We start from the raw sequence: 16372 nt of genomic DNA, 5'->3' as shown, positions 1-16372 counted from the left end.
GGAATGGAGAGGACGTGTTGAGATTGCATTTGAAAACGATTCCGGCGGCGCTGGCCGCCTCGTTACTGTGCGCTGTTATGGCTCAAGCACAATCCGCCACGCCGGCGCCCGAGAACGGGACGCTCGACGTCGAGCAGGTGTTCGCGGGGACTTGCGGCTTCTGTCACTCCGACGGTGGACGTGCAGCCGGCAAGGGGCCGCAACTGATGAACTCGCCGCGCGACGACGACTTCATTCGCGACCGCATCAAGCACGGCAAGCAGGGAGCGATGCCGGCATTCGACGGCGCCTTCACCGACGCCCAGATCGACCAGATCGTCAAATACATCCGCGCCTTGAAACCGCGCGAGGGTTGAACCGCCAGGACTCGATCCGTCAAGCCCCGAACCATCCAAGAGACACGGAATGAAGGCATTCGCCCCGGCCATCGTCGCTGCTGCCATCGTTCTGTCGGGGCCCGCGCAGGCGCGAACCCTGGACGCGATCCGTTCGAGCGGCGTGATCGGGTTGTGCGCGCATCCCAATTCGCTTCCCTTTGCGCACAAGGCCGCCGATCCACCCGGCTTTCAGGTTGAGTTCGGTCGGGTGCTGGCACGCGAGCTCGGCGTCTCGCTCAGGCTCGACTGGATCATCACGCAATATCAGATGCGCAGCGCCGGCTGTGACATTCTTCTGGACGTCATCGCCGACCGCGAAGCGCAGGGCGAAACCCGCCTGAGGATCTCGAAACCGTATTATCGCACGGGCGTCGCGCTCGCGGTGCCGTCATCCAGCACGCTCACCTCGTTCGGGAGCCTCAACGAGGCGACCAGGGTGGGCGTGCAGGTTGGATCGATCGCAGCCATGATCATCGGTCAACGGCGCGTGCCGACGTCGACCTTCGGCTTCGAGAACGATAGCCTGGAAGCGGTGTCGAACCATGAGATCGATGCCGCCGCCGTCACGCCCACCGCGGCGAGCTATTTCAACCTGACGCATCCGGACAAGAAGCTCCGGATCCTGGATCGCGACGAGAGCGTGGTCGATCTCAACTGGAACGTTGCCGTCGGCATGATCCGTCCGGACGATGCGTTGCGCGAAGCCATCGACGGAGCCGTGGAGCGGCTGCGGAGCGACGGCACGATCGACCGCATCTACGGCCGCTATGGCATCGTGCTGCAGGCGCCGAAATAGTCGAGCTGCAGGACGGAGCGGCTTTGGCTGGATCGACTGCCGCGGCTCGTTCACCTCTCCCGCTTGCGACCCGCTTGCGGGAGAGGTCGCGCCGGAGGCGCGGGTGAGGGCTTTCTCCTCCTGGGGGTTGTGCCATTGGAGAAGCATCCTCTCCCGCAAGCGGGAGAGGGAGCGCACCTCCCGTGGTTGCAGCGATCGAGCCTATTTCATCGCGCCTCAGGCCGCCGCCTTCTTCCGCGCGAGCTCGGCCTTGTACAGCTCGAACTCTTCCGCAATCGCCTTGGCGACTGACGGCCGCTGGCGCAGGCGCTCGTAATACGCCTTTACGTTGGGCCATTTCGCAAGCTCGATCGGCGGCGTCGCCATGGTCCAGTTGATGACCGTGACGAGATAGGCATCGGCCACGCTGAAATGGTCGAGCAGGAATTCCCTGCCTTTCAGGTAATTGTCGAGATAATCGAGCCGCGACAGGTTCTTCTCCAGCACATAGGCTTTGGCTTCCTGCGGCGCCTTGCGGTCGAGTACGGGAATGAACAGGCCCTTGTGCAGCTCGGTGCCGATGAAGCAGAGCCATTGATGCAGCCTTGTGCGCTCGATGCCCGCGGTGGCGCCGAGGCCGGATTGCGGAAAACAGTCCGCGACATATTGCAGGATTGCGGCGTTCTCGGTGAGCACCACGCCTTCGTCGGTGCGCAGCGTCGGCACGAGGCCGATCGGATTGACGGCGCGGAAGTCGGAGCCGTCGTTCAGCACGGTCTTGGTCGGCGGATCGACTTCGAGATAGTTCGCCTCGGCGCCGGCTTCATACAATGCGACGCGCGTCGCCATCGAGCAGGCGAGCGGCGAGAAATAAAGATCCATCTGTAGCCTCCTTGGGCAATTCCTCTTTTGGTGTCGCTCAACCTGGCCAGATTGATTTTTGTACCATCTTGCATAATATATCCGTGGTCAAGGATTATTTTGCGAAATGGTACAAAAATCGAAGCCGCCAGCTGCCGGTCAGCCCAGGCGCCGTGCCGAACCCGAGCGCCGCGGCGAACCCAAGCGTCGTGGCCGTCCCCGCGCCTACGAGCCCGATATCGCGCTGGGCAAGGCGCTCGATCTGTTCCGCAAGCAAGGTTTTGCGGCCACCTCGCTCGATGATCTCAGCCAAGCGACCGGCATGAACCGGCCGAGCCTCTACGGCGCCTTCGGCGACAAGCGCGAGCTCTACATCAAGAGCTACCAGCGCTATCGTGAGGAGGCTGCCGCCTCCATGGTCGAGATCTTTCGCCAGGAGATGCCCCTGCGGCAGCGGCTGGAGCGCATCTACGCTGCGGCGCTCGACATCTATCTGTCCGGCGACACCGGCCCGCGCGGCTGCTTCACGGTCGTGACCGCGGCGTCCGAGGCCGTCGGCGATCCCGAGATCCGCGCCATGGTGCTCGACGGTCTCACCGGGCTCGACAAGGCGTTTGCAAGCTGCTTCCGCCGCGCCAGGGAGAAAGGCGAGCTGCCGGAGGGCGCCGATCCGTTCGCGCTGGCGCAGATCGCGTCCGCCACCGTCCACACCATCGCCATCCGCTCGCGCGCCCGCGTCCCGCGCAAGGAGCTGGAAGCGATCGTGAAGGGCGCGATTGATGTGATGCTGGGAGCAAAGCCCTAGCTGCCATCCCGGCGCAGCCCGGCTTTCGCCAGGCGGCGCGGCGACGGGCGTGGCATCGAGCCGGGACTGTCGCACCGTGAAGTCGCCGCCGGGTGCGCGGGCGTACTCGGCTGCATAGAAGAGCGTGCAGAGCTACCGGGCCTCAATACCCCCTGACCCGGTCCACCACGTTCTCCAGCGCACCGCCCGCCTCGAATTTTTCGATCTGCTCGGCGACGTAGGCCGAGATGGCCTCCGCGTCGGTGTCGGCGGCGTTGTGCGGGGTCAGCAGCACCTTGGGGTGGGTCCAGAACCGGCTGTCCTTCGGCTGCGGCTCCTGCACGAAGACGTCGAGCGAGGCGGCACCGAGCGTGCCGTCATCGAGACAGGCGAGGATGTCGGCTTCGTTCTGCAAGCCGCCGCGGCCGGCATTGATCAGCACCGGCGCGCCGAGCGGGCTGGTGCGGTTGAGCTTTGAGAAGACGTCGCGGTTGAGGATGCCGTGCGTGTCTGGAGTCAGGGGCAAAAGGCTGACGAGGATGTCGGTCTTGCGCAGGAACGCGTCCATGCCGGCAGTGCCATGGAAGCATTCGACGCCCGCGATCGTGCGCGGGCTGCGGCTCCAGCCGGTGACCCGGAAGCCGAGCCGTCGCAGCACGCCGGCCGCGTCCGCACCGAGGGTGCCGAGTCCCATCACGCCGACGGTGATGGCGCTCGCCGGCCACTGATATTTCGGCTCCCAGCGCTTCTCGCGCTGCGACTGCCGCAGGTACAGCTCCTGGCGGTGGTGCATCAGCACGTGCAGCACGACGTATTCGGTCATCCGGTTGGTGAGGTCAGGCACGGCGACGCGGACCAGCGGCACGTCGGGCAGGCTCTTGTCCGCCATCAGCGCATCGACGCCGGCGCCGAGATTGAAGATGGCGCGAAGATTGGGGAACGCGCCGAGATCGCCCGGCACCGGCTTCCACACCGCCGCATAATGCACCTCGGCAGGATCGAGCCCGGGATCGGGCAGCAGCACCACGCGGCGGCCGCCGCAGACCGCGTCGAACCGGGCCTTCCAGCGCTCCGGCAGCCAGTTCTGCTGCGTGCTGTTGATCAGGACGGCCAGGGTGCCTTTGCTCATTCGAAGTGCCTCGTCAGGTTCCGCTTTTGGAGGCTCTCCTTGGCACGATCTGCCGGATTTTTCTTGCAAAATTTTTCCGCAGCCCTGTCGGCGCAGGGCATAGTGGATCGTCTTCAGAACGAGAGGTCGGGGAAGGGACTGCCCATGCTTTATGCGATTCTTTGCTATCACGATGAGGACTTCGTCGGCTCCTGGAGCAAGGAGCAGGACGAGGCCGTGATGAAGAAGCTCGCCGTGGTGCAGGAGAAGCTCACCAAGCAGGGCCGGCTCGGGCCGGTGGCGCGGCTGCTGCCGACCACCGCGGCTGCGACCCTGCGCAAGGAGGACCCGCCGCTGGTGCTCGACGGTCCCTATGCCGAGACCAAGGAGCAATTGCTCGGCTTCTACATCGTGGATTGCAAGAACCTCGATGACGCCCTCGACGTCGCGCGCGAGCTCGGCGCAGCCAATCCCGGCGGCGCCTATGAGGTGCGTCCCGTCGGCGTGTTCCGGCCCGGAGGAAACCTGACGTGAGCGAGACCGAGACTGCCTGGATCGAGACTGCGCTGACCTCGGCGCGACCCCAGGCAGTCGGCGCGCTGCTGCGCTATTTCCGCGATCTGGACACCGCCGAGGAAGCCTTCCAGAACGCCTGCCTGCGCGCGCTGAAAAGCTGGCCGCAGAACGGGCCGCCGCGCGATCCCGCGGCATGGCTGATCATGGTCGGCCGCAACGTCGCGATTGACGAAGTGCGCCGGACCCGCAAGCAGCAGCCGCTGCCCGACGACGACCAGGCGATTTCCGATCTCGACGACGCCGAGGGCGCGCTCGCCGAGCGACTCGACGGCTCGCATTATCGCGACGACATCCTGCGGCTGATGTTCATCTGCTGCCATCCGCAGCTGCCGGCGACGCAGCAGATCGCGCTGGCCTTGCGCATCGTCTCGGGCCTCACCGTGAAGCAGATCGCACGCGCCTTCCTGGTCTCGGACGCGGCGATGGAGCAGCGGATCACGCGCGCCAAGGCGAAGGTGGCGGAGGCGGGGACGCCGTTCGAAGCCCCCGGCGCCGTCGAGCGCGCCGAGCGGCTCGCCGGCGTGGCGGCGATGATCTACCTGATCTTCAACGAGGGCTATTCCGCGAGCGGCGATACCGCCGAGATCAGGAAGCCCTTGTGCGAGGAGGCGATCCGGCTGGCGCGGCTGCTGCTGCGGCTGTTCCCGAGCGAGCCTGAGATCATGGGGCTCACGGCGCTGATCCTGTTGCAGCATGCCCGCAGCGCCGCGCGCTTTGCGGCGGATGGCTCGCTGATCCTGCTCGGCGACCAGGACCGTTCGCTGTGGAATGGCGCCATGATCGCGGAAGGCCTCGCCTTGATCGACAAGGCGATGCGCCATCGCCGCAGCGGGCCATACCAGATCCAGGCCGCGATCGCCGCACTGCATGCGCGCGCGTCGACGCCGGAGGAGACCGACTGGGTCCAGATCGACCTGCTCTACGGCGCGCTCGAGCTGGTGCAGCCTTCGCCCGTGGTGACGCTCAACCGCTCCGTCGCGGTCTCCAAGGTCCGCGGAGCCCAGGCCGCGCTCGACCTGATCGAGCCGCTGGCGCCGAAACTCGCCAACTACTTCCATTTCTATGGCGTGCGTGGCGCCTTCCTGATGCAGCTCGGTCGCAACGACGAAGCCCGAACCGCCTTCGACCGCGCCATCGCGCTGGCCAACACCTCCGCCGAAGCCGCCCACATCCGCATGCATCTCGACCGGCTGATCCGGGACAGCCAGCCGAAGGCAAAGGAAAGCGCGAAGGCGAAGTAGGGCGCCCGTCATTCCGGGGCGGTGGGCAATTGCGCACCTGTGGTCTGGTCCTTCGGACCATCCCGGAATGACGATCAAAAAAACATTCCATCAATTGTCGGCCCCCGCCGTTCCCCTTCGTCTTGATCCCGTAGCCAGGGAGCCATTCATTGCTGAAACCCATTACCGTCATCGTCATCGTTCTCGCCGTCGGCATCGCCGGAGTCCTCGTCTTCGCATTGAGCAAGCCGGACACGTTCCGCGTTGAGCGTTCCCTGGCCATGAAGGCACCCGCCGCCGCGATCTATCCGCAGGTGGCCGATTTCCGCTTCTGGACCAGCTGGTCGCCGTACGAGAACCGCGATCCCGCTATGAAACGCAGCTTCGGTGGAACCGCGGCAGGAAAGGGCGCGACCTATGCCTGGGACGGCAACAACAATGTCGGCGCCGGCCACATGGAGATCCTCGAGGCGAGCTCACCGTCGAAGCTCCGCATCAAGCTCGATTTCGAGCGGCCCTTCGAAGGCCACAACACCGCCGAGTTCACCTTTGTGCCGCAGGGCGATACCACTCTGGTCACATGGGCGATGTACGGTCCGGCCCCGTTCATGTCCAAGGTGATGCAGGTCTTCATCAACATGGACAGCATGATCGGCAAAGATTTCGAAGCTGGTCTCGCGAGCCTCAAGAAGCTCGCCGAGAAATAACGCAACGATTGCCCAGGAAGAAAGAGGAGAGAAACGATGCTCAATCCCTATCTGTTCTATCAGGACACCTGCGAAGCGGCGTTCACCTATTACGCCAAGGTCCTCGGCGGCAAGATCGACGCGATGATGCGAGCATCCGAAGCGCCGCCGGACATGCCGGCTGCACCCGGCCGCGAGAAGATGATCATGCATGCGCGGCTGTCGTTGCCCGACGGCAGCGTCTTGATGGCCTCCGATGCGCCAGGCGAGCACTTTCACAAGCCGCAGGGCTTTTCGGTCTCGCTGACGATCACGGACGTCGCGGACGCCGAGCGCAGGTTCAATGCGCTCGCCGACGGCGGCACCGTCACGATGCCCTTCAGCAAGACCTTCTGGGCCAAGGGTTTTGGCATGTGCGTCGACAGGTTCGGCATTCCCTGGATGGTGAACTGCCCGGCGGAGGGCATGTGACAGCCTTGGTCGCCTGACACGCCCGGCGGCGCGCCCCTTTCGATCATTGCGGGTCAGGGCGCGCCCCGGGCTGGGCACGTCAAATACAGATCGGCTTATGCGCCTCTCACCGGATTGATCCGGTCACGTCTTCGCCGGACGGCGGAGACTGAACGCAGCGCGGGCAGATCACGAGCTTGGTGCCGAGGGTTCTGTCGTTCTCCGCTTCGATCTCGTCGTGGACCGCCCACCACGCTTCGGAGTACGGACGCAAGGTGGCGAGCACTTTTTCCCGCTCCTGATTGGGATTGTCCTGCGCAGGTAGCGGATTGGCAGCGCGCCGCTTTGCGACGTGAGAGCGATTCGGGTTCTGGCCGAGGCCGTCCCATGCGACCGGACGACGCTCCTGCGCCGGTGCGACCGCGCATCCCATGAGTGCTGCGCAAAAACCAAGCAAGAACAAGCCGTGCCGCATCATGCCGGGCCTTCGGAGCGGTAGGCGACACGCAAATTCCGCTTGGGAAGTATCGCATCGCGCCAGTTGAATGGAAGTAAGGGACGACGTGGCCGGCATGAGGGATCATGCTCGCCTCACTTTGCGGGAGCAGTGAGGCCGCTTCGTGAAAACGGTGCGGCCCGCATCGCACAACAACTGGCGCAATAATAGGCTGTGAACCCAGCGTCAGAATCGCTAATCATTCCTTCATAAATTCTACAAACTGGGATGGACGTGACTTGGAAGGGGAGCGACCGATGGTGGCGGCGCTACAGATCAACTTTGCACTCTGGGGTATGCTCATCTGCGCGAGCATGGAACTGGCGCAGATGATCCAGCGGTTCTTCTAGAACCGACGAAGCGTGTGACGGGCGCAATATGTCGCCGGCGCCCTTGCCCGTCAGCGCACGAGCAATGCGATGAGCGTGAAGCTGACACTTGCGATGACGAGCGTCGAGGCGATGTAGTTGCGCGGCCGCGCCGTCCGGGAGGGCGTCGGTTTCCCCTGCCGCGGCGGCTCGACGCCGAGCCGGTAGGGTTGCGGCGGCACGGTCGCGGTGTCTGCGTCCCCGCCGACATATTTCACATAGAGCTCGAGCAGCCGCAGCTCGGACGCGCCAGCGGCGCCCAGGGCGTCACCGGCAGCGCGGATAGATGGCGGCGAGATCGCGCCCCTTCAGCAGCAGTAGCCGCGAAGTGAGACCGCCGCGGCGGCTGATCCAGTCGCGCACCGGGCCGGGATAGGCGGCCAGCACCGCTTCGGATGCTTCGGGCTCGGCATAGATGCGCCCGGCCCGGTCGATCGAACGCGCGGCATGGAAGCCGAGCACGGCGCGCCTCGTGACGCAGATACGCTCGCCCGGCACGATGCTCAGCACCAGCGTGCAGGCGGACAGGCAGGGACCGTCGATCACCACGCGCTCGCCGCTCTCGCGCACCCTCTCGAACAGATCGAGGAACGGCCCAACCTGACCGCCCGGCGACTGGATGATACGGATTTCGGCGGCCGCGGGCGTGGCGGCGAGCAGGGTGGATGCGAGCATCAGGGCTTTGAGGGAGGTGACGCGTCGCATGAACTCTCCACCAACTCGGTTTCGCAGGGTGGGTTAGCCCTACGGCTGCGCGGAGCGCAGTCCGTTGGCGTAACCCACCGCCTTTCTCGCCGCGCGCAAAGAGATGGGTTACGCGCCTGCACTTCGCGCAGCCGCAAGCCCACCCTCTAAGGTTCTACCCGTTCCACCGTTGCCCACGTAGCGTCGGCAGGCCGATGCCGGCCGCATCGAAGCCGCCATCAACGGCCAAAATTTGACCGGTGATGTAGCTCGCACCGCCTGAGCACAGGAAATAGATTGCGTCCGCGAGTTCCTCTTCCAGGCCGTAACGGTTGAGCGGAATGGCGTCGTGATAATCGGCGCGGATCTCCTTGGTATGCACCTGCTTGGCCATCGCGGTGTCGACCGGCCCGGGAGCAACTGCGTTGACCCGGATGTTGAGCGAGGCAAGCTCGACCGCAAGCTGCTTTGTCAGGTGTGCAAGGCCAGCCTTGCTGGTGCCGTAGGCCGAGCGCAGCGTCGAGGCGCGCACCGCCGAGATCGAGGTGATGTTGACGACGGCGCCGCCGCCCTGCTCGCGCATCAGCGGCGCGGCCGCCTTGGTGCACAGGAACGGGCCGGTGAGATTGACCGCCATGATCCTGCTCCAGTCGGCGTCGCTGGTCTCCAGCACGGGCGCGAACACGGCGACGCCGGCATTGTTGACGAGGGCATCGAGCCGGCCGAAGCGGCTCATGACCGCCGCCGTCGCAGCGCCCACGGCCGCTGCGTCGGATACGTCGCAGGTGATCGCCAGCGTGTTGTCGGGGTCGTTCAGAGCCGCGGCCGCGCTCGCCTGCAGCTCGCCCTCGATGTCGAGCAGCGCCACGCGCCAGCCCTCGTCAAGGAACTTCTTCGCGGTCGCAAGCCCGATCCCCCGCGCGGCTCCGGTGACGAGGGCGACTTTTTGCGCGGCTTGCGGCATGGGCTGGTCTGTCCTGGATCGAAAAGGGCGTGGGTGGGCACGGCTTCTTTTACTGCGCTTGGTCCCGGGACAAAAGGCTTATGCCGATGGAGCCGAGCGCTTGCGCGCTCGAGCCGTCGCCTTTGAAAGGACGAGAAGCTGGGTCTCCACGTTGAGATGCGAGCTGGAGAGCGACGCTGGCGCTCCTTGCTGCGTCATTGCGAGCGCAGCAGAGCAATCCAGGGTCTTTCCGCGGAGGGATTCTGGATTGCTTCGCTGCGCTCGCCATGACGCTGTGGGGACCGCGAGTGAGACTGCATCTCCGTCACCCTGAGGCGGCCGCCTCTTCAGCGGCCCTCGAAGGGCGACGGAGATAGACGGGAAGTCGCGCCTATGCCAGCTCCGCCGAGGCGCGCTGCATGTTGGTCGACATGTCCGCCGTCACGATGCTCTGCTCCTCGACCGAGGCGGCGGTGGAGGCGATGAACTCGTCGACGGCAGCGATCGCGACCTTGATCGCGCTCAGGAAGGTCGCGACGTCGCCGGAGATGGTGTTCAGCGCGGCGATCTCGGTCGTGATCGTATCGGTCGCCTGCTTGGCCTGATTGGCGAGGCTCTTCACCTCGGAGGCGACCACGGCGAAGCCGCGGCCGGCTTCGACCGCGCGGGCCGATTCGATCGTGGGGTTGCCGCGGTCGGCTTCTGGGCCTGGAGGCTTTTTGCGACGTGTTGCCGCAGTCCGTGCGCCGTCGGCATGGAGGGTCGGAAATCGTCTTCATCAAGGAATGCTTGCAGCGGAGACGATCGATGGCTGATGACAACGAGCGCGTGATCCGGAACCTGTTTGCCGCCTATCTCGCCAACGACCGGCAACGGGTGAGCGATGCGCTCACCGACGACTTCCGCTTCACCAGCCCGTTCGACGATGATCTCGACAAGGCAGCCTATTTCCAACGCTGCTGGAGGGACAGCGGCTGGATCGCGCGGCATGAGATCGAGCGGATTTTCGTCCGGGGCGATGAGGCCTTTGTCACCTATTGCTGCCTGGCAACGGACGGCAGGAGCTTTCGCAACACCGAGTTCTTCACCTTCGCCGGCGGCAAGGTCCGGCGCATCGACGTCTATTTCGGTGCCGCCCGGCAGGATGGCCGTTTCCTGCCGCAGCCGCGCTAGCGCGGCGCAATACCTTGCGAATAATTTTTGCCGCCCTGTCGGTTCCGTAGGATCTCGCTCGTCTTGGAGGCGAGGGCTTGCGGCTCCCGCCGCTCTCCCAACAGTGAAACTAGGGAACACCATGCGATTCATGATGCTCATGATCCCGCTCGGCTACGAGAGCGCGCCAGCGGACGTCCAACTCGATCCCGAGCGCGTCGCCGCGATGATGCGCTACAACGAGGCCCTGAAGGATGCCGGCGTGCTGATCACGCTGGATGGCCTGCATCCGCCCTCGATGGGCGCGCGCGTCTCGTTCGCGACCGGCGCGCCTGTCGTGACCGACGGTCCCTTCGCGGAGTCCAAGGAAGTTCTGGGCGGCTACTGGATGATCGAGGTCGCCTCGCGCGCCGAGGCGATCGCGTGGGCCAAGGAGTGCCCGGCATCGCCGAACGAAATCATCGAGATCCGGCAAGTGCAGGAGATGAGCGACTTTCCGCCGGAGGTGCAGGCGGCCGCCGCCGGCTTCGACGACCTGAAGCAATAGTCACAGCGGCCGCGGAACATTCCACGGCTGCCGTCAATCGATCAACAAGGAGAGAACCGATGAGCACCGAACACAAATTCCTCGCCGTCTATCTCGGCAGCATGAGCGGGTCGAAAATGAAGGCTTGGCACGCACTTCCCGAGGCAGAACGGAAGGCCAGAGAGCGCGAGGGCATGGCCGCCTGGCACGGTTGGGTCGAGAAGCACCAGGACGTCATCATCGAGATGGGGGGCCCGCTCGGCAAGACCCGCAGGATCGACGCAAGCGGCATCACCGAGATCAGCAACGCGCTGACCGGCTTCACGGTGGTGCGGGCCGCCTCGCAGGAGGATGCTGCAAAGCTGTTCGAGAACCATCCGCATTTTGCGATCTTCCCGGGCGAGGCGATCGAGGTCATGCCAGTGCTGCCGATTCCGCAGATGTAGCCCTGCCAACGTCTTTCCGAGCGCGATGCTGACGCATCGGCCCGGCAGGACCGTGGAAGTACGGGTTAATCACGCGCGATTCCCGCTAGTGACCTTCACGCCCGGCTCATGTAAAAGCCGTTCACATGAGCTGGCGCAAGGAGCAGCGCCGCGCCGAGCGCGGCTATCACCACGGCAATCTGAAGGAAGCCCTGTTGCAGGCCGCCCTTGGGCTGATCGCCGAGAAGGGGGCGGCCGGCTTCACCTTCGCCGATGCCGCGCGCATGGCCGGCGTCAGTGCGGCCGCGCCCTACCGGCATTTCCGCGACCGCGACGAACTCCTGTCCTCGATCGCCCAGCGCGGCTTCGAGCAGTTCGAGGCGCGCCTCACCGCGGCTTGGGACGACGGCCGTCCCGACACGGTCACGGCGTTCGAGCGCGTTGGCAAGGCCTATCTCGCCTTCGCCCGCGAGGAGCCGGCCTTCTACAACGCGATGTTCGAATCGGGGCTGCCGGTCGATGCCAATCCGGCGCTGCAGGCCGCGAGCGAACGCGCCTTCAACATCATCCGCGCAGCGGCCGAACGGCTTGCCGCGCTGGCTCCGCCCGGTACGCCGCGGCCGCCGGCGATGATGATGGCGCTGCACATCTGGTCGATGGCACATGGCGTGGCCTCGCTGTTCTCGCGGGGCGATGCCGCGCGGCGAAAGCTGCCGATGTCGCCGGACGAGCTGCTCGAGGCCGAGGTGCTGATCTATCTGCGCGGCCTCGGCTTCCCGACCGATCGCCGACCGCCTGCGAAAGGTGCCGAGCCGCCGCCGGTACCGCCGGAGGCCTCCTCCGGTTCGGGCGTGCCGCCGGGCGGGCCCTGGGGCAAGCCGAAATAAAGTTGCGCAAATAATTCGCCCGGCGTGTCAGCCGGCCAGCTTGACAAAATCGCGGGATGGTCTAGCTATGTAAATGTTATTTACATTCACAACGGCGCTGGTGCCGTGATGGAGATGGGAAATGGCCTACACCGCTGATGTCAATCGATGGCGCGGCCCTTCGGATCAATACCAACAGTACGAGCGTCCCCGCATGCTCGACACGCCCTGGCATCCCGGCTGGATCGCCGTGACCATCCTCGGCTTCATGATCTGGTGGCCGATCGGACTTGCCCTTCTCTTTTTCACACTCGGGAGCAGAAGAATGTCGTGCTGGAGCCACCCGGATCGCTGGCAGAACAAGATGGAAAAGATGCAGTACAAGATGGACCGCATGCGCGACCGCATGGAGCGCCGCGGCTTCGGCTTTGGCTTCGGCCCGCCGTCCTCCGGCAACCGCGCCTTCGACGAGTACCGCGCCGAGACGCTGCAGCGGCTCGAGGAAGAGCAGCGCGAGTTCAAGGATTTCCTGACCCGTCTGCGTCACGCCAAGGACAAGGAAGAGTTCGACCAGTTCATGGCGCAGCACAAGACCCGTCCGACCCCGCCGCCGAACGACCAGCAGCAGGGCTGATCTGAAGTCGACACCTCTCAAAAGCCTTCAGGCACATGCCCCCAAAGTCCTGATGGCCCCGAGCCGCCCGTCTGCGCAACCCGCAGGCGGGCGGTTTGGTTTGGGGAGTGCGGCTGGGCAGCCGCGACGTTCAGATTGGCCTCGCAGGTCACCTGGTCAGCGCACTGTGACGAGCTGCGCGCGGACCGACGTCAAGAAGTGCTCATAGGCGTGGTCCACGATCTCGTTGAGCGACCGGGTTCGCGCGAACATCGCCCTCGCCTCGGTGAGAAACTCCTCGCGGGTCGGGATCTTCGGCAGATGCAGATGCGTCAGCGCATCGACGCCTTCGTGGGCGCGATTGAAGATGTCGTGCAGCGTCGGCAGTTGCAGCTGGGCGAGATCGGCCCTGTGCAGTGCCGACGAGATCGCGTGCGCCAGCGCATGGGCGTCGAACCGCCCGGCAAGCTGGCGGGCCGCCCGGTTGATGACCCGCGCGCCGAGCCGCTGCTCGTTGCGCAGCACCAGTTCGGGGGGCGCCTTCATGTTCCAGACGATGCGGAACCAGGACAGGACCTTCAGGATGTAATAGGTCACGTCGACTTCCCACCAGCGAAAGCCTTGTCGCACGCTGCTCTGATAGGCGTGGTGATTGTTGTGCCAGCCCTCACCGAGAGTGACTAACGCCAGCAGCCAGTTGTTGCGGGAATCGTCGCCCGTCACGTAGCGCTGGCGTCCGTGCACATGGGCGAGGGAGTTGATGCAGAAGGTCGCGTGATAGACCAGCACCGTGCTCCACAGGAAACCGACCACCAGACCCGACCATCCCGCCGCTGCGAAGCAGAGTACCGCCAGCACAACGGCCGGCAGCAGCTCCAGCCGATGCAGCCACATCAGCTCCGGATAGACCGTGAGATCGCCGACTTTCACGAGGTCGGTGGCGTCGTGCTGCCGGTAGAAGATCCAGCCGACATGGCTGTACAGGAAGCCGCGTTGGCGCGGCGAATGCACGTCCAGTTCGGTATCGGAATGCAGATGATGGTGCCGATGCTTGGCCGCCCACCACAGAACGCTCTTCTGCGCGCTGCTCTGCGCGAGGCAGGCCAGGATGAACTGAAACGCGCGCCCTGTCGCAAACGCCTTATGCGAGAAATAGCGGTGGTACCCTGCTCCGATTCCAAACATGCGCACGATGTAGAGTGCACCGCAGATCGCGAGGGCCTGCCAGGTAATGCCCGACCAAATGGCCGCGAAGCAGCCGAGATGGACCAGCACGAATGGTATGGCGGAGGGATACATGACGTCGTCATGGTGGTCGTCGGCAGGCGCGTTGGGCGACATGTCTTGGCGTGACCTTGGGTGAGGGGGATCGGGTTATCGCATCGGTCGCGCAGGACGCCGGGTACGAAAAACCCGCGGATGGCGGACCACCGCGGGGGCTTGAGAATGCTCTGCGTGGACATCCCCGGCCAACGCAGCGTCGGCCGAACAGCTGACGAACTATATGGCCGCGGGTGCCTGGCATGCAAGCTCGTAGCCTCACGGGGACTGCGGCATGTTGATCGGGCGGCATGGCGCGCAGGCAACCCGCGCCCTATATTCGGCACCTGAGTAGGCGCCAGAATACCGGAGGCGACAATGGCGGAAGCCGCGATCATGGCGAGCGACAGCCTCTGGCGGAAGATTCGCTGTGAGGCGCAGCGCGCGGCCGCCGCCGATCCCGTGTTCGGCAAGGCCCTCGCCGGAGCCGTTCTCGCCCATGACGATTTTGCCGCAGCCCTGGCTCATTTGATCGGCCAGCGGCTTGGCATCGGCGCCACCGAGCGCGCGCGCTTCACCTCATTTTCTCTTGACGCCTTTCGCGGGTCGCCGGGCCTGATCGAAGCCGCCGCCTGCGATTTGCAAGCCATCGCACGCCGCGATCCCGCCATCGCCGAACTGCTGCCGCCGTTGCTGCACTACAAGGGCTACGTCGCGCTGCAAGCCTGGCGCGTCTCGCACTGGCTCTGGCATCGCGGCCATATCGATTCGGCGCTGCTGTTCCAGAATGAAGCCTCGAACGTCCTGCAGGTCAGCATTCACCCGGCGGCCAGCCTCGGGTCGGGGGTCTATCTCGACCACGCCACCGGCATCGTGATCGGCGCCAATGTCGTGATCGGCGACGACGTCACCATCCTTCAGAACGTCAGCATCGGCCGGCATAGCGAGCTGCCGGCGCGTTCGCCGCGTATCGGCCGCGGCGTTTACATCGGCGGCGGTGCGACCATCCTCGGCGACATCAGCATCGGCGACTTCGCCAAGATCGGCGCCGGCACGGTGGTGACGTCGGACATTCCCGCCGGCTGCACCGCGGTCGGCAATCCCGCGCGATTGACCAACTGCCCCGAGCCCGCATCCGCGGCCTGATCCCATCATTTCTCGGAGACTCCCCATGAAGACGGCAATCGTGATCGGCGTCGGCCCGGACCGCGGGCTCGGGGCCCGGCTCTGCAAGCGCTTTGCGGCCGACGGACTGAAACTAATCGTCGCCGGCCGCACGCTGTCCGCGCTGCAGGCGGTTGCGGACGACATCACCAAGGCGGGCGGCGTGGCCGTGCCCGTCGTCGCGGACGCGACCAGCGAGCGCGACATCGTCGCCCTGTTCGATGCCGCCGGCGACCACCTCGATCTCGCCATCTACAACGCCGGCAACAACACGCCCGGCAAGATCATCGACATGGACGCCGCCTATTTCGAAAAGGCCTGGCGCGTGGTCTGCTTCGGCGGCTTCCTGTTCGGCCGCGAGGCGGTGCGCCGCATGGTGCCGAAGAAGTCAGGCACGCTGCTCTTCACCGGCGCCAGCGCCTCGTTGCGCGGACGCTCCGGCTACGGTGCTTTCAACTCGTCCAAGGCTGGTCTGCGCACGCTGGCTCAGGCCATGGCCAAGGAATATGCGGGCGACGGCATCCATGTCGGCCATGTCGTGGTCGACGGCGCCATCGCCGGCGACAAGATCTTCTCGCGCTTTCCGGATGCGGCCGGCCGCGAGGACAGCCTGATCGACATCGAAGGCATCGTCGATGCCTTCGGCTTCCTCTACCGCCAGCCCGAACGCGCCTGGTCGTTCGAGCTCGATGTGCGGACCTCGAAGGAGAAGTGGTAGCAACCCACCCGCAAGAGCGTCGCCCGTGACGACGATCGATACCGGACCGCCAGCACGCTGTTGCGCGTGGATCGTTCGCACCGTAGTGACGATTGTTGCCGACCTGCTTGCCGTCAAGCGACGGCGCGCCGACAATGATGACTGCGAGATGGTTCGCAGGTTGCGGCGGTCCGAATTTGTGGCCCATGCCCTCCAGAATCTTGCGCGTGTCCGGCGACAGCCCGAGGGAGCATGAGGACGTGGTCAAGTTGTGGAACACGCCGATGGCGTCTTGGTGGCGGCCGGAGCAAGCGCCTCGTCCTTCGAGACGACCGCTTCCA

Annotated in this window: 21 protein-coding genes and 1 pseudogene; 14 read left to right on the top strand and 8 right to left on the bottom strand. The window is 65.2% G+C overall.

All coding sequences use genetic code 11. The annotated features are described in order from the left end of the window. Positions 1-77: 77 nt before the first annotated feature. Together ACRQ5Q_RS36800 and ACRQ5Q_RS36795 are read left to right on the top strand one after the other, a co-directional pair. A complete protein-coding gene (locus ACRQ5Q_RS36800) occupies positions 78-356 on the top strand; it encodes a c-type cytochrome (RefSeq protein WP_439394754.1) in 279 nt (92 codons plus the stop codon). Between the two features lie 49 nt (positions 357-405). Continuing rightward, positions 406-1173: a substrate-binding periplasmic protein gene (locus ACRQ5Q_RS36795; protein WP_439394752.1), complete on the top strand. Its 768-nt coding sequence runs from the start codon at positions 406-408 to the stop codon at positions 1171-1173. Between the two features lie 216 nt (positions 1174-1389). On the opposite strand, the gene ACRQ5Q_RS36790 is transcribed toward ACRQ5Q_RS36795, so the two are convergent. Beyond that, positions 1390-2034 (bottom strand): glutathione binding-like protein, encoded by a 645-nt coding sequence (locus ACRQ5Q_RS36790; protein WP_439394750.1) that lies wholly within the window; start codon positions 2032-2034, stop codon positions 1390-1392. Between the two features lie 106 nt (positions 2035-2140). Between ACRQ5Q_RS36790 and ACRQ5Q_RS36785 the strand changes: the two genes are divergently transcribed. Continuing rightward, the gene (locus tag ACRQ5Q_RS36785; RefSeq protein ID WP_439394748.1) at positions 2141-2818 is read left to right on the top strand and encodes a TetR/AcrR family transcriptional regulator; all 678 of its coding nucleotides are present in this window, start codon (positions 2141-2143) and stop codon (positions 2816-2818) included. A gap of 142 nt (positions 2819-2960) precedes the next feature. Here the strand turns inward: ACRQ5Q_RS36785 and ACRQ5Q_RS36780 are convergent, their stop codons facing one another. After that, complete coding sequence (locus ACRQ5Q_RS36780) at positions 2961-3926, bottom strand: 2-hydroxyacid dehydrogenase (protein ID WP_439394746.1); 966 nt, start codon at positions 3924-3926, stop codon at positions 2961-2963. 144 nt (positions 3927-4070) lie between these two features. Here ACRQ5Q_RS36780 and ACRQ5Q_RS36775 point away from each other — a divergent pair, with 144 nt between their 5' ends. The 4 genes from ACRQ5Q_RS36775 to ACRQ5Q_RS36760 all read left to right on the top strand — a co-directional run bounded on the left by ACRQ5Q_RS36775 (position 4071) and on the right by ACRQ5Q_RS36760 (position 6858). Beyond that, the gene (locus tag ACRQ5Q_RS36775) at positions 4071-4439 is read left to right on the top strand and encodes a YciI family protein (protein ID WP_439370466.1); all 369 of its coding nucleotides are present in this window, start codon (positions 4071-4073) and stop codon (positions 4437-4439) included. After that, the gene (locus ACRQ5Q_RS36770; protein WP_439394744.1) at positions 4436-5722 is read left to right on the top strand and encodes an RNA polymerase sigma factor; all 1287 of its coding nucleotides are present in this window, start codon (positions 4436-4438) and stop codon (positions 5720-5722) included. Before ACRQ5Q_RS36775 ends, ACRQ5Q_RS36770 begins: the two co-directional genes overlap by 4 nt. A gap of 149 nt (positions 5723-5871) precedes the next feature. Then, a complete protein-coding gene (locus tag ACRQ5Q_RS36765; RefSeq protein WP_439370464.1) occupies positions 5872-6408 on the top strand; it encodes an SRPBCC family protein in 537 nt (178 codons plus the stop codon). Between the two features lie 36 nt (positions 6409-6444). Further along, positions 6445-6858 (top strand): VOC family protein, encoded by a 414-nt coding sequence (locus tag ACRQ5Q_RS36760; protein WP_439370463.1) that lies wholly within the window; start codon positions 6445-6447, stop codon positions 6856-6858. A 106-nt stretch (positions 6859-6964) separates the two neighbouring features. Here the strand turns inward: ACRQ5Q_RS36760 and ACRQ5Q_RS36755 are convergent, their stop codons facing one another. The 5 genes and pseudogenes from ACRQ5Q_RS36755 to ACRQ5Q_RS36735 all read right to left on the bottom strand — a co-directional run. After that, positions 6965-7315 (bottom strand): hypothetical protein, encoded by a 351-nt coding sequence (locus ACRQ5Q_RS36755; RefSeq protein ID WP_439370462.1) that lies wholly within the window; start codon positions 7313-7315, stop codon positions 6965-6967. A 418-nt stretch (positions 7316-7733) separates the two neighbouring features. Further along, complete coding sequence (locus ACRQ5Q_RS36750) at positions 7734-7919, bottom strand: hypothetical protein (RefSeq protein ID WP_439394742.1); 186 nt, start codon at positions 7917-7919, stop codon at positions 7734-7736. 49 nt (positions 7920-7968) lie between these two features. Further along, positions 7969-8406, bottom strand: a complete 438-nt coding sequence (locus ACRQ5Q_RS36745; protein ID WP_439370461.1) for a hypothetical protein — start codon at positions 8404-8406, stop codon at positions 7969-7971. A 154-nt stretch (positions 8407-8560) separates the two neighbouring features. Then, complete coding sequence (locus ACRQ5Q_RS36740; protein WP_439394741.1) at positions 8561-9349, bottom strand: SDR family NAD(P)-dependent oxidoreductase; 789 nt, start codon at positions 9347-9349, stop codon at positions 8561-8563. Between the two features lie 370 nt (positions 9350-9719). Continuing rightward, positions 9720-10016: pseudogene (locus ACRQ5Q_RS36735) on the bottom strand (methyl-accepting chemotaxis protein); the annotation flags it as partial. A gap of 119 nt (positions 10017-10135) precedes the next feature. On the opposite strand from ACRQ5Q_RS36735, the gene ACRQ5Q_RS36730 reads away from it, so the two are divergent. The 5 genes from ACRQ5Q_RS36730 (at position 10136) to ACRQ5Q_RS36710 (ending at position 12931) form a co-directional block, all read left to right on the top strand. After that, positions 10136-10501 carry a nuclear transport factor 2 family protein gene (locus tag ACRQ5Q_RS36730; RefSeq protein WP_439394739.1) on the top strand — a complete coding sequence of 122 codons (366 nt, stop codon included), beginning with the start codon at positions 10136-10138 and terminating at the stop codon, positions 10499-10501. A gap of 121 nt (positions 10502-10622) precedes the next feature. Continuing rightward, the gene (locus ACRQ5Q_RS36725; protein WP_439370459.1) at positions 10623-11027 is read left to right on the top strand and encodes a YciI family protein; all 405 of its coding nucleotides are present in this window, start codon (positions 10623-10625) and stop codon (positions 11025-11027) included. Between the two features lie 59 nt (positions 11028-11086). Then, the gene (locus ACRQ5Q_RS36720) at positions 11087-11452 is read left to right on the top strand and encodes a hypothetical protein (protein ID WP_439394737.1); all 366 of its coding nucleotides are present in this window, start codon (positions 11087-11089) and stop codon (positions 11450-11452) included. 125 nt (positions 11453-11577) lie between these two features. Continuing rightward, positions 11578-12318: a TetR/AcrR family transcriptional regulator gene (locus tag ACRQ5Q_RS36715; protein WP_439370457.1), complete on the top strand. Its 741-nt coding sequence runs from the start codon at positions 11578-11580 to the stop codon at positions 12316-12318. 121 nt (positions 12319-12439) lie between these two features. Next, entirely contained in the window at positions 12440-12931 is a 492-nt protein-coding gene (locus tag ACRQ5Q_RS36710) for a DUF2852 domain-containing protein (RefSeq protein WP_439370456.1), read from the top strand. Positions 12932-13087: 156 nt separating this feature from the next. On the opposite strand, the gene ACRQ5Q_RS36705 is transcribed toward ACRQ5Q_RS36710, so the two are convergent. Beyond that, positions 13088-14251: an acyl-CoA desaturase gene (locus tag ACRQ5Q_RS36705; protein WP_439370455.1), complete on the bottom strand. Its 1164-nt coding sequence runs from the start codon at positions 14249-14251 to the stop codon at positions 13088-13090. A gap of 297 nt (positions 14252-14548) precedes the next feature. Here ACRQ5Q_RS36705 and ACRQ5Q_RS36700 point away from each other — a divergent pair, with 297 nt between their 5' ends. Both ACRQ5Q_RS36700 and ACRQ5Q_RS36695 read left to right on the top strand, forming a co-directional pair. Further along, positions 14549-15316, top strand: coding sequence for a serine O-acetyltransferase (locus ACRQ5Q_RS36700; protein WP_439370454.1), 768 nt, complete (start codon positions 14549-14551; stop codon positions 15314-15316). A gap of 25 nt (positions 15317-15341) precedes the next feature. Continuing rightward, positions 15342-16052 (top strand): SDR family NAD(P)-dependent oxidoreductase, encoded by a 711-nt coding sequence (locus ACRQ5Q_RS36695; protein ID WP_439370453.1) that lies wholly within the window; start codon positions 15342-15344, stop codon positions 16050-16052. Positions 16053-16372: the final 320 nt, after the last annotated feature.

Origin of the sequence: Bradyrhizobium sp. PMVTL-01, assembly GCF_051861855.1 — a bacterium.
Taxonomy (GTDB): Bacteria; Pseudomonadota; Alphaproteobacteria; order Rhizobiales; family Xanthobacteraceae; genus Bradyrhizobium.
This window is presented reverse-complemented; position numbering and strand designations above follow the sequence as displayed.

Coding starts and splice junctions, on each gene's coding strand:
- ACRQ5Q_RS36715 (WP_439370457.1), top strand. CDS start 11,578: ATGAGCTGGCGCAAGGAGCAGCGCCGCGCCGAGCGCGGCTATCACCAC.
- ACRQ5Q_RS36800 (WP_439394754.1), top strand. CDS start 78: ATGGCTCAAGCACAATCCGCCACGCCGGCGCCCGAGAACGGGACGCTC.
- ACRQ5Q_RS36775 (WP_439370466.1), top strand. CDS start 4,071: ATGCTTTATGCGATTCTTTGCTATCACGATGAGGACTTCGTCGGCTCC.
- ACRQ5Q_RS36745 (WP_439370461.1), bottom strand. CDS start 8,406: ATGCGACGCGTCACCTCCCTCAAAGCCCTGATGCTCGCATCCACCCTG.
- ACRQ5Q_RS36730 (WP_439394739.1), top strand. CDS start 10,136: ATGGCTGATGACAACGAGCGCGTGATCCGGAACCTGTTTGCCGCCTAT.
- ACRQ5Q_RS36785 (WP_439394748.1), top strand. CDS start 2,141: ATGGTACAAAAATCGAAGCCGCCAGCTGCCGGTCAGCCCAGGCGCCGT.
- ACRQ5Q_RS36760 (WP_439370463.1), top strand. CDS start 6,445: ATGCTCAATCCCTATCTGTTCTATCAGGACACCTGCGAAGCGGCGTTC.
- ACRQ5Q_RS36740 (WP_439394741.1), bottom strand. CDS start 9,349: ATGCCGCAAGCCGCGCAAAAAGTCGCCCTCGTCACCGGAGCCGCGCGG.
- ACRQ5Q_RS36780 (WP_439394746.1), bottom strand. CDS start 3,926: ATGAGCAAAGGCACCCTGGCCGTCCTGATCAACAGCACGCAGCAGAAC.
- ACRQ5Q_RS36725 (WP_439370459.1), top strand. CDS start 10,623: ATGCGATTCATGATGCTCATGATCCCGCTCGGCTACGAGAGCGCGCCA.
- ACRQ5Q_RS36700 (WP_439370454.1), top strand. CDS start 14,549: ATGGCGGAAGCCGCGATCATGGCGAGCGACAGCCTCTGGCGGAAGATT.
- ACRQ5Q_RS36795 (WP_439394752.1), top strand. CDS start 406: ATGAAGGCATTCGCCCCGGCCATCGTCGCTGCTGCCATCGTTCTGTCG.
- ACRQ5Q_RS36790 (WP_439394750.1), bottom strand. CDS start 2,034: ATGGATCTTTATTTCTCGCCGCTCGCCTGCTCGATGGCGACGCGCGTC.
- ACRQ5Q_RS36720 (WP_439394737.1), top strand. CDS start 11,087: ATGAGCACCGAACACAAATTCCTCGCCGTCTATCTCGGCAGCATGAGC.
- ACRQ5Q_RS36755 (WP_439370462.1), bottom strand. CDS start 7,315: ATGATGCGGCACGGCTTGTTCTTGCTTGGTTTTTGCGCAGCACTCATG.
- ACRQ5Q_RS36695 (WP_439370453.1), top strand. CDS start 15,342: ATGAAGACGGCAATCGTGATCGGCGTCGGCCCGGACCGCGGGCTCGGG.
- ACRQ5Q_RS36710 (WP_439370456.1), top strand. CDS start 12,440: ATGGCCTACACCGCTGATGTCAATCGATGGCGCGGCCCTTCGGATCAA.
- ACRQ5Q_RS36705 (WP_439370455.1), bottom strand. CDS start 14,251: ATGTCGCCCAACGCGCCTGCCGACGACCACCATGACGACGTCATGTAT.